General features: G+C 67.7%; 12 protein-coding genes and 1 tRNA gene. 11 read left to right on the forward strand and 2 right to left on the reverse strand.

The window, feature by feature from the left end; genetic code table 11:
• Positions 1-598 precede the first annotated feature (598 nt).
• Positions 599-1,654 (forward strand): UDP-N-acetylmuramate dehydrogenase, encoded by a 1,056-nt coding sequence (locus ABZT06_RS18495; protein ID WP_355741492.1) that lies wholly within the window; start codon positions 599-601, stop codon positions 1,652-1,654.
• Positions 1,655-1,660: 6 nt separating this feature from the next.
• Here ABZT06_RS18495 and ABZT06_RS18500 read toward each other — a convergent pair whose 3' ends face one another.
• Positions 1,661-2,701 (reverse strand): adenosine deaminase, encoded by a 1,041-nt coding sequence (locus tag ABZT06_RS18500; protein WP_355741494.1) that lies wholly within the window; start codon positions 2,699-2,701, stop codon positions 1,661-1,663.
• A 118-nt stretch (positions 2,702-2,819) separates the two neighbouring features.
• Positions 2,820-4,046: a pyridoxal phosphate-dependent aminotransferase gene (locus tag ABZT06_RS18505; protein ID WP_355741496.1), complete on the reverse strand. Its 1,227-nt coding sequence runs from the start codon at positions 4,044-4,046 to the stop codon at positions 2,820-2,822.
• A gap of 248 nt (positions 4,047-4,294) precedes the next feature.
• On the opposite strand from ABZT06_RS18505, the gene ABZT06_RS18510 reads away from it, so the two are divergent.
• From ABZT06_RS18510 to rpoB, 10 genes are all read left to right on the forward strand, one after another.
• A tRNA-Trp gene (locus tag ABZT06_RS18510) sits at positions 4,295-4,367 on the forward strand.
• A 108-nt stretch (positions 4,368-4,475) separates the two neighbouring features.
• On the forward strand, positions 4,476-4,760 hold the full coding sequence (gene secE / locus ABZT06_RS18515; RefSeq protein WP_057607929.1) for a preprotein translocase subunit SecE: 285 nt from the start codon (positions 4,476-4,478) through the stop codon (positions 4,758-4,760).
• 80 nt (positions 4,761-4,840) lie between these two features.
• Positions 4,841-5,698, forward strand: a complete 858-nt coding sequence (nusG, locus tag ABZT06_RS18520) for a transcription termination/antitermination protein NusG (RefSeq protein ID WP_355741499.1) — start codon at positions 4,841-4,843, stop codon at positions 5,696-5,698.
• 166 nt (positions 5,699-5,864) lie between these two features.
• Entirely contained in the window at positions 5,865-6,299 is a 435-nt protein-coding gene (gene rplK / locus ABZT06_RS18525) for a 50S ribosomal protein L11 (protein ID WP_355741501.1), read from the forward strand.
• An 86-nt stretch (positions 6,300-6,385) separates the two neighbouring features.
• A complete protein-coding gene (rplA, locus tag ABZT06_RS18530; RefSeq protein ID WP_007384045.1) occupies positions 6,386-7,111 on the forward strand; it encodes a 50S ribosomal protein L1 in 726 nt (241 codons plus the stop codon).
• A 113-nt stretch (positions 7,112-7,224) separates the two neighbouring features.
• Entirely contained in the window at positions 7,225-8,067 is an 843-nt protein-coding gene (locus tag ABZT06_RS18535) for a hypothetical protein (RefSeq protein ID WP_355741503.1), read from the forward strand.
• Between the two features lie 90 nt (positions 8,068-8,157).
• A complete protein-coding gene (locus ABZT06_RS18540; protein WP_355741505.1) occupies positions 8,158-9,009 on the forward strand; it encodes an LppX_LprAFG lipoprotein in 852 nt (283 codons plus the stop codon).
• 277 nt (positions 9,010-9,286) lie between these two features.
• Positions 9,287-9,817: a 50S ribosomal protein L10 gene (gene rplJ / locus ABZT06_RS18545; RefSeq protein WP_007384048.1), complete on the forward strand. Its 531-nt coding sequence runs from the start codon at positions 9,287-9,289 to the stop codon at positions 9,815-9,817.
• A 126-nt stretch (positions 9,818-9,943) separates the two neighbouring features.
• A complete protein-coding gene (gene rplL / locus ABZT06_RS18550) occupies positions 9,944-10,327 on the forward strand; it encodes a 50S ribosomal protein L7/L12 (protein ID WP_007384049.1) in 384 nt (127 codons plus the stop codon).
• 559 nt (positions 10,328-10,886) lie between these two features.
• A complete protein-coding gene (gene rpoB / locus ABZT06_RS18555) occupies positions 10,887-14,372 on the forward strand; it encodes a DNA-directed RNA polymerase subunit beta (RefSeq protein ID WP_355741508.1) in 3,486 nt (1,161 codons plus the stop codon).
• The last annotated feature ends 14 nt before the right edge of the window (positions 14,373-14,386 follow it).

The following is a 14,386-nucleotide window of genomic DNA, read 5'->3' on the forward strand; positions in this document are numbered from 1 at the left end:
GATCTTCAAGATCCTCGAACGTGCCGAGGGAAGCCAACTCGTCGATGCCGAAGAACTCGCTCAAGCGGCTTGACACGACATAGCAGCCTCGGGGGGTTGCAGTCGCTCTGCGCCAAGACGGGCCCGTTCGCCCCCTCACCCTTCACGGTGGGCCGTTGTCCGGACCGCGCACTACGACGGGCCGTTCGCCATCCCTCGTGCACCGCGGCGGGCCGTTCGCCGCGTACGGCGGGAAGGGGACGGGGTGGGAGGTGTCCGCCCGCAGCGGCCGGCGTCCGTCATCCAGCACTGCTCAGAGGGACCGAGCCGCCGGACCGAGGACGGATACCCCCCACCCCGGCACCGACCAACCCACCGGACGAGCACGCGCTACACAAGCCCCCACCGGGCCCGCAGCTGCGCCGCAGGCACCAGGGGCGCGGGGAACTGCGCGACCAGCCCCCACCGGCCCGCAGACACACCACCACCGAACCCGCCCAGCCCGCCGCAGGCACGCGCAGGCATCAGGGGCGCGGGGAACTGCGCAACAACGCCCGCCCCCAACGAACCCGCACAGACAAACCGCTCAACCGCCGGAGGCCCCCGTAGGGTGTACCGCGTGCAGGTACGACACGACGCCCCCCTCGCCCCCCTGACCACCTTCCGCCTCGGCGGCCCCGCCACCCGGCTCGTCACCGCGACGACCGACGCCGAGGTGATCGAGGTCGTCCGCGAGGCGGATGCCACCGGTACCCCCCTCCTCGTCATCGGCGGTGGGTCCAACCTCGTCATCGGGGACAAGGGGTTCGACGGCACCGCGCTCGTCATCGCCACCCAGGGGTTCGAGCTCACCGGCACCCACCTCACGCTCGCCGCCGGCGAAGTGTGGACCGACGCGGTCGCCCGCACCGTGGACGCCGGACTCGCCGGTGTCGAGTGCCTCGCCGGCATCCCCGGCTCCGCGGGCGCGACCCCCATCCAGAACGTAGGCGCCTACGGCCAGGAGGTGTCCTCCACGATCACCGAGGTCATCGCCTACGACCGCCGCAGCGGCGAGACCGTCACCCTCACCAACGACGACTGCGCCTTCTCCTACCGCCACAGCCGCTTCAAGGAAGACCCGTCCCGCTACGTCGTCCTGCGCGTCCACTTCGACCTGGAGGACGCCGACGGCCTCTCCGCGCCGATCAAGTACGCCGAGACCGCCCGCACCCTGGGCGTGGAACCCGGCGACCGGGTCCCCCTCACCGACGCCCGCGAGACCGTCCTGAAGCTGCGCGCCGGAAAGGGCATGGTCCTGGACCCCGACGACCACGACACCTGGTCGGCAGGCTCCTTCTTCACCAACCCCATCCTCACGGCCGCCCAGTTCGCGGAGTTCCACGCGCGCGTGAAGCACCACCTCGGCGAGGACGCCGTACCCCCCGCCTACCCTGCGGGCGACGGCCACACCAAGACCTCCGCGGCCTGGCTCATCGACAAGGCCGGCTTCGCCAAGGGCTACGGCACCGGCCCCGCCCGCATCTCCACCAAGCACACCCTGGCCCTCACCAACCGGGGCGACGCCACCACGGAGGACCTTCTCGCCCTGGCCCGGGAGGTCGTGGCGGGCGTACGGGAGACCTTCGGGATCACCTTGGTCAACGAGCCGGTGACGGTGGGCGTCAGCCTGTAGCCGACGTCAGGCCCCCGGCCCGCTGAGCCAGTCGTCCACTCCCGACAGCAGCTTGGCCTTCACGTCCTCCGGGGCCGCCGAGGCCCGCACCGACTGCCTGGCCAGCTCCGCCAGTTCCGCGTCCGAGAAGTCGTGCCACCGTCGCGCGAACTCGTACTGCGCGGCCAGCCTGGACCCGAACAACAGCGGGTCGTCCGCGCCCAGCGCCATGGGCACTCCGGCCTCGAAGAGCTTCCGCAGGGGCACGTCCTCCGGCTTCTCGTACACCCCGAGCGCCACGTTCGACGCCGGGCACACCTCGCACGTGACCTGCCGGTCCGCCAGCCGCTTCAGCAGCCGGGGGTCGTCCGCCGCGCGCACCCCGTGCCCGATCCGGTTCGCGTCCAAGTCGTCGAGACAGTCGCGTACCGACGACGGACCGGCCAGCTCGCCGCCGTGCGGCGCCGACAGCAGGCCGCCCTCGCGCGCGATGTGGAACGCGCGGTCGAAGTCCCGCGCCATGCCCCGGCGTTCGTCGTTCGAGAGTCCGAAGCCGACCACGCCCTTGTCCGCGTACCGCACCGCCAGCCGGGCCAGCGTGCGCGCGTCCAGGGGGTGCTTCATCCGGTTCGCGGCGACCAGCACCCGCATCCCGAGCCCGGTCTCGCGCGAGGTCGTCTCCACCGCGTCCAGGATGATCTCCAGCGCCGGGATCAGCCCGCCGAGCAGGGGCGCGTAGGACGTCGGGTCGACCTGGATCTCCAGCCATCCCGAGCCGTCGCGCACGTCCTCCTCGGCGGCCTCCCGCACCAGCCGCCGGATGTCCTCGGGCTCCCTGAGGCACGAGCGCGCCGCGTCGTACAGCCGCTGGAACCGGAACCAGCCCCGCTCGTCCGTCGCCCGTAGTTTCGGCGGCTCCCCGCTGGTCAGTGCGTCGACCAGCGCCTCGGGCAGCCGCACGCCGTACTTGTCGGCCAGTTCCAGAACCGTCCCCGGCCGCATCGAGCCGGTGAAGTGCAGATGCAGATGGGCTTTCGGCAGCTCAGAGACATCACGTACACGCTCCATCCCAGGATCCTGCCGTACGTCATGGGCGCCCCGGTACCACTTTCCCCTTTAGTGGTCTTGCTCGCACAAAAAAGGGACCAGCTACTCACGTGAGTAGCTGGTCCCTTTCACAGCGACCTCAGCCCCGCGCCTCCGCCAGCAGCTTCTGGATCCGCGAGACACCCTCGACGAGATCCTCGTCACCCAGCGCGTACGACAGCCGCAGATAGCCCGGCGTCCCGAAGGCCTCGCCCGGGACGACCGCGACCTCGGCCTCCTCCAGGATCAGCGCGGCCAGCTCGACCGTGTCCTGCGGGCGCTTGCCGCGGATCTCCTTGCCGAGCAGGGCCTTGACCGAGGGGTAGGCGTAGAAGGCGCCCTCGGGCTCCGGGCAGAGCACGCCCTCGATCTCGTTCAGCATGCGGACGATCGTCTTGCGACGGCGGTCGAAGGCCGTGCGCATCTCCGCCACCGCGTCGAGGTTGCCGGAGACCGCGGCGAGGGCGGCGACCTGGGCGACGTTCGACACGTTGGACGTGGCGTGCGACTGGAGGTTGGTCGCGGCCTTGACGACGTCCTTCGGGCCGATGATCCAGCCCACCCGCCAACCCGTCATGGCGTACGTCTTCGCGACGCCGTTGACGACGACGCACTTGTCGCGCAGCTCGGGCAGGAGCGCGGGCAGCGAGGTGAACTTCGCGTCGCCGTAGACGAGGTGCTCGTAGATCTCGTCGGTCAGCACCCACAGGCCGTGCTCCACGGCCCAGCGGCCGATCGCCTCGGCGTCGGCCTGGCTGTAGACCGCGCCGGTCGGGTTGGAGGGGGAGACGAAGAGGACGACCTTCGTCTTCTCGGTGCGGGCCGCCTCCAGCTGCTCGACGGAGACCCGGTAGCCGGTCGTCTCGTCGGCGACCACCTCCACCGGGACACCGCCGGCCAGCCGGATCGACTCCGGGTAGGTCGTCCAGTACGGCGCCGGGACGATGACCTCGTCGCCCGGGTCGAGGATCGCGGCGAAGGCCTCGTAGATCGCCTGCTTGCCGCCGTTGGTCACCAGGATCTGGGACGCGTCGACCTCGTAGCCGGAGTCGCGCAGCGTCTTCGCGGCGATCGCGGCCTTCAGCTCGGGCAGACCGCCGGCCGGGGTGTAGCGGTGGTACTTCGGGTTCGAGCAGGCCTCGATCGCGGCCTGGACGATGTAGTCCGGGGTCGGGAAGTCCGGTTCACCGGCGCCGAAGCCGATCACCGGCCGCCCGGCGGCCTTGAGGGCCTTGGCCTTGGCGTCCACGGCGAGGGTGGCGGACTCGGAGATCGCGCCGACTCGGGCGGAGACCCGGCGCTCGGTGGGAGGGGTTGCAGCGCTCATGGGGCCCATCGTTCCAGACCGGAAACTCCCCCGGCACACGGGTTTCACAGACTGAACAACGGCTGAACAACCGTCCGGATCCGTCACGCACGCTGGGCGATCTTGCGTTCCCAAGGCCCGTACGGGCGCTTTCTGTTCGACGAGGGGCCGCGGACCACGTACACTCTCACCTCGTTGGCCTTCAGCAGCCGCCTGTCCAGGTGCACACCGAGCACCCGGTCGGATGCGGTACGTTGGGGGACGCACAAAGGGTCGTAGCTCAATTGGTAGAGCACCGGTCTCCAAAACCGGCGGTTGGGGGTTCAAGTCCCTCCGGCCCTGCTACACACACCGTCGCCAGGATGTGTGCGCATGTACGTACAGCAATGCACCGCCGTGCGGCTCCAACCGGGCGCGGCACGGCCACGACCCGGGAACAGGTGAGGACGAATGGCGGACGCCGTGGGCTCCATTGATACGCCTGATGCCCAGGATGAGGCGCCGGAGTCCAAGAAGACCCGTAAGGGCGGCAAGCGTGCCAAGAAGGGCCCGCTGAAGCGTCTCGCGCTCTTCTACCGGCAGATCGTCGCAGAGCTCCGCAAGGTCGTCTGGCCGTCGCGGAACCAGCTGACGACGTACACGACCGTGGTGATCGTCTTCGTCCTCGTCATGATCGGTCTGGTGACCGTGATTGACTATGGACTCAACCACGCCGCCAAGTACGTATTCGGCTGAGCACAGAGCGAAGGGCGCCGAGGTTACCGGCGCCCCTTTTCGCATGTTCCACCCCTTGTATCCAGGAAGAAGCAGCCACCGTGTCTGACCAGAACCTGAACGACGCCATCGAGCCCGACGAGTCTGTCGACGACGAGCTCGACATCGTCGAGGGCGCGGACGAGGACCTGGACGAGGTCGAGGCTGCCGACGCCGAGGCGGGCGAGCCCGCCGAGGAAGCCGCGCTCCACGCCGAGGACGAGGCCGAGGACGAGTCCGGCGGCGACGTCGAGGCCGTCGAGGACGAGGAAGAGCTCGTCGAGGAAGAGCCGGCCGAGCCGGTCGACCCCGTCGCCGCCCTGCGCGAGGAACTGCGGACCCTTCCCGGCGAGTGGTACGTCATCCACACGTACGCCGGTTACGAGAACCGCGTGAAGACCAACCTCGAGCAGCGCGCCGTCTCGCTGAACGTCGAGGACTACATCTTCCAGGCCGAGGTGCCGCAGGAAGAGGTCGTCCAGATCAAGAACGGCGACCGCAAGACGATCCGCCAGAACAAGCTCCCCGGCTACGTCCTCGTCCGCATGGACCTGACGAACGAGTCCTGGGGCGTCGTCCGCAATACCCCCGGCGTCACCGGCTTCGTGGGCAACGCCTACGACCCGTACCCGCTGACCCTGGACGAGATCGTCAAGATGCTCGCCCCGGAGGCCGAGGAGAAGGCCGCCCGCGAGGCCGCCGAGGCCGAGGGCAAGCCGGCTCCGGCCCGCAAGGTCGAGGTCCAGGTCCTGGACTTCGAGGTCGGCGACTCGGTCACCGTCACCGACGGTCCCTTCGCCACCCTGCAGGCCACGATCAACGAGATCAACGCCGACTCGAAGAAGGTCAAGGGCCTCGTCGAGATCTTCGGCCGAGAGACCCCGGTCGAGCTGAGCTTCGACCAGATCCAGAAGAACTGACGTCTTCCGGACAGAGCTTCCGACCAGGTCAGGCGGGCTGTCACAGCCCGTCTGACCTGCTCGGTTTTTGGCCGCGCATCTATACCCGTTATCGTTGTGCGGTATGCCTGCGTTCGGGTGGTCCCCGCACGCAGGCAGGACCCGAATCGAAAGGACCCGGAGAGCTATGCCTCCCAAGAAGAAGAAGGTCACGGGGCTCATCAAGCTCCAGATCCAGGCCGGTGCCGCCAACCCGGCTCCGCCGGTCGGCCCCGCGCTGGGTCAGCACGGCGTCAACATCATGGAGTTCTGCAAGGCGTACAACGCCGCGACCGAGTCGCAGCGTGGCTGGGTGATCCCGGTGGAGATCACGGTCTACGAGGACCGTTCCTTCACCTTCATCACCAAGACGCCGCCGGCCGCCAGGATGATCCTCAAGGCCGCGGGCATCGAGAAGGGCTCCGGCGAGCCGCACAAGACCAAGGTCGCCAAGATCACCCAGGCGCAGGTCCGCGAGATCGCCACCACCAAGCTCCCCGACCTCAACGCCAACGACCTGGACGCCGCCGCGAAGATCATCGCCGGCACCGCGCGTTCCATGGGCGTCACGGTCGAGGGCTGAGCCCCAACCCCCGTACACCACAAGCAGAAGTGGCAGGGCCTGCTCGGCCCGTACCACGACTCCTTTCAGAACACACAGGAGCAGTTGTGAGCAAGCGCAGCAAGGCCCTTCGCGCTGCGGACGAGAAGATCGACCGGGAGAAGCTGTACGCCCCGCTCGAGGCCGTCCGTCTTGCCAAGGAGACCTCCACGTCCAAGTTCGACGGCACCGTCGAGGTCGCCTTCCGTCTGGGTGTAGACCCGCGCAAGGCCGACCAGATGGTCCGTGGCACCGTGAACCTCCCGCACGGCACCGGTAAGACCGCCCGGGTCCTGGTCTTCGCGACCGGTGACCGTGCCGAGGCCGCTCGTGCCGCGGGCGCCGACATCGTCGGCGCCGACGAGCTCATCGACGAGGTGTCGAAGGGCCGTCTGGACTTCGACGCCGTCGTCGCCACCCCGGACCTCATGGGCAAGGTCGGCCGCCTCGGCCGCGTGCTCGGTCCCCGTGGTCTCATGCCGAACCCCAAGACCGGCACCGTCACCCCCGATGTCACCAAGGCTGTCAACGACATCAAGGGCGGCAAGATCGAGTTCCGCGTCGACAAGCACTCGAACCTGCACTTCATCATCGGCAAGACGTCGTTCGACGACACCAAGCTGGTGGAGAACTACGGCGCGGCGCTGGAGGAGATCCTCCGTCTGAAGCCGTCCGCCGCCAAGGGTCGCTACATCAAGAAGGCCGCCATCAGCACCACGATGGGCCCCGGCATTCCGCTGGACTCCAACCGCACCCGCAACCTCCTCGTCGAGGAGGACCCGGCCGCGGTCTGAGACACCGGCAGGTTCCCGGGCCCCGCACCTTTCGAGGTGCGGGGCCCGTTCCCATGTGCGGGCGCTGTGCTCTGAGTTAGCGTGCGAGCAGGGCACTTGCAGCTGGGGGACGTATGAAGAGGACGACGGTCTGGCTCACGACGGCCGCCGCGCTGGCGGGACTCGCCGCCTGTACGTCCTCCGGCTCCTCCGACCGGCCGGCGCAGGACAAGCGCACGGCGTCGGCCCCCGCCTCCCTCGCGGCCCTGCGCACCGCGGAGCGCACGACCGAGCGGGCCCGGACCGCCCGGGTGAGATCCACCACCGTGATGGGCACCCAGCTGTCCCTCACCGCCGACGGCGTCCTCGCCTGGGCCGGCGGCCTCTCCGGCTCCCTCACCATCGACTACACCGGCGGCACCGCGGCCGAGACGATGCGCGGCCTCGGCGTCACCTCCATGGAGGCCCGCTACCTCTCCGACGCCTACTACGCGCGCATGGGCGACGCCTTCGCCGCGAAGACGGACGGCAAGCACTGGCTCAGGTACGGCTACGACGACCTGAAGACCCTCGGCGGCGGGGCCGCCCTCGCCGACCAGATGCGCTCCACCACCCCGGGCCAGGCCGTGAGGCTGCTGCTGGACTCCGACGACGTGCGCGAGCTCGGCCGGGAGACCGTGGACGGCCGGACGACCACGCACTACGCCGGCACCGTGGACGTCGAGGACGTCACCGACACCGGGCTCCGGCAGCGCCTCCAGGACGCCGACGTCACCGCCGAGACCGTCGACATCTGGATCAGCGAGAAGAACCTGCTGGTCAAGAAGGTCGAGAAGACCAGCACGGCGAACGGCAGGGTGACCCAGACCGCCCACTACAGCGACTTCGGCGTCCGGGTCGCCGTACAGCGGCCGCCGGCCTCCGACACGGCGGACTTCAAGGCCCTCCTGTCACAGTCGAGCACCAACCCCTCCTGAGCGGCAGGGAATTCACGGACCCCTCGCGCCCCTCTCGGATAGGCTCGCGGTCTTGCTGTGAATCGACCATGTGTTCCTTGGGGGGAATCAATGACCACTTCTGTACGACCTTCCGCGCGCCGCCGGACCATCGGTGCCGGGCTCGTCGCCGCGGCTCTCGCCGCGGGTGCGGTGAGCTGTTCCAAGGGCGGCGACGAGTCGCCCGAGATGACGCCCGCGGCGGCGGTCGCCAAGGCGGCGAAGAACACGGAGGACATCACCTCCTTCCACTACCGCATGAAGGGCGAGATGCCCGAGCAGGGCCAGGTCACCGCCGAGGCCGCCATGCGGACCAAGCCCGACATCGCGATGAGCATGAAGATGACCGCGCCCAAGGAGGGCACGGTGGAGATCCGCCTCGTCGACAAGGCCATGTACATCGGCGGCAACGCCGATCTGGCCAAGGAGATGGACGGCAAGAAGTGGATGAAGTTCGACCTGTCCTCGCTGGGCAAGGACGGTGGCCTCGGCGCCACGGCGCCCGGCGCCGGCCAGGCCGACCAGAACCCGGCCTCCATGTCCTCCTTCCTCAACGGCGCCAAGAACGTGAAGAAGGTCGGCACCGAGACCGTGGAGGGCGTCAAGACCACGCACTACGCGGGCGACGTCACCATGGCCGAGCTCAAGGCATCCTTCAAGGACGCCGACAAGTCGGTCCGTGAGCAGCGCGAGAAGAGCACCGAGCAGCTCGAGAAGCTGGGCCTCGACAAGTTCACGATGGACATGTGGGTCGACGGCGAGAACCACGCCAAGCAGTTCCGCATGCAGGGCGACGCCACCAAGGGCAAGTTCGACATGACCTTCACCTTCCTCGACTACAACAAGCCGGTGACCGTCGCGGCGCCGCCCGCCAAGGAGACCGCGGACCTGGCCGAGATGATGAAGGAACTCCAGAACAGCTGAGCGCCGTAGGACCGGATTTGCTTGACAGGGATCCGGTCCCGTACGCTCCTACAGAAGCCAAAGACCGCTGGTCGTTGCCGTGTCCTCGGAAGAGGGGGCGGTGGCCGAAGGATCCGCTGAAAACTGCGGACGACCCGCGCAGGTGACCGTGGAAGTGCTCCCAGGATCGCGTAAGTGATTCCGGTCGAGCTACGCCCCGTGCGCCTGCGCCGGGGCGTTTCGTTGTGTGCAGCCCCTTCTGAGCGGTCCTCATCACCCGGAAGGAGGCCGACGCTCTATGGCAAGGCCCGACAAGGCTGCCGCGGTGGCCGAGCTGACGGAGCAGTTCCGCAGCTCGAACGCCGCCGTGCTGACCGAGTACCGGGGTCTCACCGTGGCGCAGCTCAAGACGCTGCGTCGTTCGCTCGGTGAAGACGCCCAGTACGCCGTGGTGAAGAACACGCTGACCAAGATCGCGGCCAACGAGGCCGGGATCTCGACGCTCGACGACCTGTTCAACGGTCCGACGGCGGTTGCCTTCATCACCGGTGACCCGGTGACGTCGGCGAAGGGTCTTCGTGACTTCGCCAAGGACAACCCGAACCTCGTCATCAAGGGCGGTGTCCTTGACGGCAAGGCGCTGTCCGCCGACGAGATCAAGAAGCTTGCGGACCTCGAGTCCCGCGAGGTTCTGCTCGCCAAGCTGGCGGGTGCCTTCAAGGGCAAGCAGACTCAGGCTGCTCAGGTCTTCCAGGCGCTCCCGTCGAAGCTCGTCCGCACCGTGGACGCGCTCCGTGCCAAGCAGGACGAGCAGGGCGGTGCCGAGTAACTCGGCTCGCTTCATGACCGCCGCCTGAGGCAGCCCGCCCCAGGAAGTGGTCGTAGCGGGCCGAACGTACGCCCGCCAGACATGTACATACCGGCACCAGCCGAAATAGTGGAAGGATCGCCCATCATGGCGAAGCTCAGCCAGGAAGACCTGCTCGCGCAGTTCGAGGAGATGACCCTCATCGAGCTCTCCGAGTTCGTGAAGGCGTTCGAGGAGAAGTTCGACGTCACCGCCGCCGCGGCCGTCGCTGTCGCCGGTCCGGCCGGTCCGGCCGCCGCCGCCGAGGTTGCCGAGGAGCAGGACGAGTTCGACGTCATCCTCACCGGTGCCGGCGACAAGAAGATCCAGGTCATCAAGGTCGTGCGTGAGCTGACCTCCCTGGGTCTGAAGGAGGCCAAGGACCTCGTGGACGGCGCCCCGAAGCCCGTTCTCGAGAAGGTCGCCAAGGAGGCCGCCGAGAAGGCTGCCGAGTCCCTCAAGGGCGCCGGCGCCTCGGTCGAGGTCAAGTAACACCTCACAGGTTCCGCTGGACCTGTAACGCGCAAGCACCGAAGAGCGATCATCCATCTGGGTGGTCGCTCTTCGGCGTTCCTGGAGGCGCGGTCACGGTTACCGTGCGGCCTTGAGGGCGAGGGGTATGGTGATCTTCGTCGTGTCTCCCGCAACCCATCGTTCGGGCAGGGGGGCCTTGACGAACCGCACGCAGCGCGCAATTCTCAGGACGCGTCGCCAGAACGGTCCGAATCCGAGGCATGGATCGGCGGCGAAGAGGGCAGTATCAACGTGCGTTGAGGGCACCATGTCGAGGACGTTGAGGGCAGCGAGAGTTTTTGAAGACTGGGCAGAAAAGCAGGGCTGGACATCAGTGCGCCAAGTGGCTACACTGACCCTTTGCGCTGCCTGTTAGCTGTCCCCTGCCCGTCACCAGGGGTCTGCCCTCGCCTCAGCATCGACGACCGGATCATCTTCGACCTGGCCTTTTGGCCAAATCGGAGAGACCTGTCCTCTGTGCCGCGGAGGAGGGCCCGGGGAGCGCGTAGTGAGTCCGAGCCCTCGGAAGGACCCCCTCTTGGCCGCCTCGCGCACTGCCTCGACCGCGAATACGAACAACGCCGCCAGCACCGCCCCGCTGCGCATCTCTTTTGCAAAGATCAAGGAGCCTCTCGAGGTTCCCAACCTGCTCGCGCTGCAGACCGAGAGCTTTGACTGGCTGCTCGGGAACACCGCCTGGCAGAGTCGGGTCGAGGAGGCTCTGGAGTCCGGTCAGGACGTCCCCACCAAGTCCGGTCTGGAGGAGATCTTCGAGGAGATCTCCCCGATCGAGGACTTCTCCGGGTCGATGTCGCTGACGTTCCGCGACCACCGTTTCGAGCCGCCGAAGAACAGCATCGACGAGTGCAAGGACCGCGACTTCACGTACGCGGCCCCGCTCTTCGTGACGGCCGAGTTCACCAACAACGAGACCGGCGAGATCAAGTCCCAGACGGTCTTCATGGGCGACTTCCCGCTCATGACCCACAAGGGCACCTTCGTCATCAACGGCACCGAGCGTGTCGTGGTGTCGCAGCTGGTCCGCTCGCCGGGTGTCTACTTCGACTCCTCCATCGACAAGACGTCCGACAAGGACATCTTCTCGGCCAAGATCATCCCGTCCCGGGGTGCCTGGCTGGAGATGGAGATCGACAAGCGCGACATGGTCGGTGTCCGCATCGACCGCAAGCGCAAGCAGTCCGTCACCGTTCTCCTGAAGGCTCTCGGCTGGACCACCGAGCAGATCCTCGAGGAGTTCGGCGAGTACGAGTCGATGCGCGCCACCCTGGAGAAGGACCACACCCAGGGCCAGGACGACGCGCTGCTCGACATCTACCGCAAGCTGCGTCCGGGCGAGCCCCCCACGCGTGAGGCCGCCCAGACGCTTCTGGAGAACCTCTACTTCAACCCGAAGCGTTACGACCTCGCCAAGGTCGGCCGCTACAAGGTCAACAAGAAGCTGGGTGCGGAGGCTCCGCTGGACGCGGGCATCCTGACCGTCGAGGACATCATCTCGACGATCAAGTACCTGGTGAAGCTGCACGCGGGCGAGACCGAGACGGTCGGCGACAGCGGCACGAACATCGTCGTCGAGACCGACGACATCGACCACTTCGGCAACCGTCGTCTGCGCAGCGTCGGCGAGCTCATCCAGAACCAGGTCCGCACGGGTCTGGCTCGTATGGAGCGCGTCGTCCGCGAACGCATGACGACCCAGGACGTCGAGGCGATCACGCCGCAGACCCTGATCAACATCCGGCCGGTCGTCGCCTCCATCAAGGAGTTCTTCGGCACCAGCCAGCTGTCGCAGTTCATGGACCAGAACAACCCGCTGTCGGGTCTCACCCACAAGCGCCGTCTGTCGGCTCTTGGCCCGGGTGGTCTCTCCCGTGAGCGGGCCGGCTTCGAGGTCCGTGACGTGCACCCGTCCCACTACGGACGCATGTGCCCGATCGAGACGCCTGAAGGCCCGAACATCGGTCTGATCGGTTCGCTCGCCTCCTACGGCCGCGTCAACGCGTTCGGTTTCGTGGAGACGCCGTACCGCAAGGTCACCGGCGGTGTCGTCACCGACGAGGTCGACTACCTGACGGCCGACGAGGAGGACCGCTTCGTCATCGCGCAGGCCAACGCCACGCTCAACGAGGACATGCGGTTCGAGGAGTCCCGGGTCCTGGTCCGCCGTCGTGGCGGCGAGGTCGACTACGTCCCCGGTGACGACGTCGACTACATGGACGTCTCGCCGCGCCAGATGGTGTCGGTCGCGACCGCCATGATCCCGTTCCTCGAGCACGACGACGCCAACCGTGCCCTCATGGGCGCGAACATGATGCGTCAGGCCGTGCCCCTCATCAAGAGCGAGTCCCCGCTCGTCGGCACCGGCATGGAGTACCGCTCCGCCGTCGACGCCGGCGACGTGGTCAAGGCCGAGAAGGCGGGTGTGGTCCAGGAGGTCTCCGCGGACTACATCACCACCGCCAACGACGACGGCACGTACATCACGTACCGCCTGGCCAAGTTCGCCCGCTCCAACCAGGGCACCTCGGTCAACCAGAAGGTCATCGTCGACGAGGGCGACCGGATCATCGAGGGCCAGGTCCTGGCCGACGGTCCGGCCACCGAGAACGGCGAGATGGCGCTGGGCAAGAACCTGCTCGTGGCGTTCATGCCGTGGGAGGGTCACAACTACGAGGACGCGATCATCCTGTCGCAGCGCCTCGTGCAGGACGACGTCCTCTCCTCGATCCACATCGAGGAGCACGAGGTCGACGCCCGTGACACCAAGCTCGGCCCCGAGGAGATCACCCGGGACATCCCGAACGTCTCCGAGGAGGTCCTCGCGGACCTCGACGAGCGCGGCATCATCCGTATTGGTGCCGAGGTCGTCGCCGGTGACATCCTCGTCGGCAAGGTCACGCCCAAGGGTGAGACCGAGCTGACGCCGGAGGAGCGCCTGCTGCGCGCGATCTTCGGTGAGAAGGCCCGTGAGGTCCGTGACACCTCGCTGAAGGTGCCGCACGGCGAGATCGGCAAGGTCATCGGCGTCCGCGTCTTCGACCGTGAAGAGGGCGACGAGCTGCCGCCGGGCGTGAACCAGCTGGTTCGCGTCTACGTGGCGCAGAAGCGCAAGATCACGGACGGTGACAAGCTCGCCGGCCGCCACGGCAACAAGGGTGTCATCTCCAAGATCCTGCCCATCGAGGACATGCCGTTCCTCGAGGACGGGACCCCGGTCGACATCATCCTCAACCCGCTGGGTGTGCCGTCCCGAATGAACCCGGGACAGGTCCTGGAGATCCACCTCGGCTGGCTCGCCAGCCGCGGCTGGGACGTCTCCGGCCTCGCCGAGGACTGGGCGCAGCGCCTGCAGGTGATCGGCGCCGACGCCGTCGCCCCGGGCACCAACGTCGCGACCCCGGTCTTCGACGGTGCCCGTGAGGACGAGCTGGCGGGTCTGCTCCAGCACACCATCCCGAACCGCGACGGCGAGCGCATGGTGCAGCCGACCGGTAAGGCGAGGCTGTTCGACGGCCGCTCCGGCGAGCCGTTCCCGGAGCCGATCTCGGTCGGCTACATGTACATCCTCAAGCTCCACCACCTGGTCGACGACAAGCTCCACGCCCGTTCGACCGGTCCGTACTCGATGATCACCCAGCAGCCGCTGGGTGGTAAGGCCCAGTTCGGTGGCCAGCGCTTCGGTGAGATGGAGGTGTGGGCGCTGGAGGCATACGGCGCCGCGTACGCCCTCCAGGAGCTGCTGACCATCAAGTCCGACGACGTCACCGGCCGCGTGAAGGTCTACGAGGCCATCGTCAAGGGCGAGAACATCCCCGAGCCCGGCATCCCCGAGTCCTTCAAGGTGCTCATCAAGGAGATGCAGTCCCTGTGCCTCAACGTGGAGGTGCTGTCCTCGGACGGCATGTCCATCGAGATGCGCGACACCGACGAGGACGTCTTCCGCGCGGCGGAAGAGCTCGGCATCGACCTGTCCCGGCGCGAGCCGAGCAGCGTCGAAGAGGTCTGACGGGAGTCCGGCCG

It is taken from the genome of Streptomyces sp. NPDC005483 (assembly GCF_040606035.1).
Classification (GTDB): Bacteria; Actinomycetota; Actinomycetes; order Streptomycetales; family Streptomycetaceae; genus Streptomyces.

Excerpts from the sequence above, each read along its gene's own strand:
- ABZT06_RS18500 (WP_355741494.1), bottom strand. The coding sequence starts at position 2,701 with ATGGAGCGTGTACGTGATGTCTCTGAGCTGCCGAAAGCCCATCTGCAT.
- ABZT06_RS18505 (WP_355741496.1), bottom strand. The coding sequence starts at position 4,046 with ATGAGCGCTGCAACCCCTCCCACCGAGCGCCGGGTCTCCGCCCGAGTC.
- secE (WP_057607929.1), top strand. The coding sequence starts at position 4,476 with ATGGCGGACGCCGTGGGCTCCATTGATACGCCTGATGCCCAGGATGAG.
- rplK (WP_355741501.1), top strand. The coding sequence starts at position 5,865 with ATGCCTCCCAAGAAGAAGAAGGTCACGGGGCTCATCAAGCTCCAGATC.
- ABZT06_RS18535 (WP_355741503.1), top strand. The coding sequence starts at position 7,225 with ATGAAGAGGACGACGGTCTGGCTCACGACGGCCGCCGCGCTGGCGGGA.
- ABZT06_RS18540 (WP_355741505.1), top strand. The coding sequence starts at position 8,158 with ATGACCACTTCTGTACGACCTTCCGCGCGCCGCCGGACCATCGGTGCC.
- rplJ (WP_007384048.1), top strand. The coding sequence starts at position 9,287 with ATGGCAAGGCCCGACAAGGCTGCCGCGGTGGCCGAGCTGACGGAGCAG.
- rplL (WP_007384049.1), top strand. The coding sequence starts at position 9,944 with ATGGCGAAGCTCAGCCAGGAAGACCTGCTCGCGCAGTTCGAGGAGATG.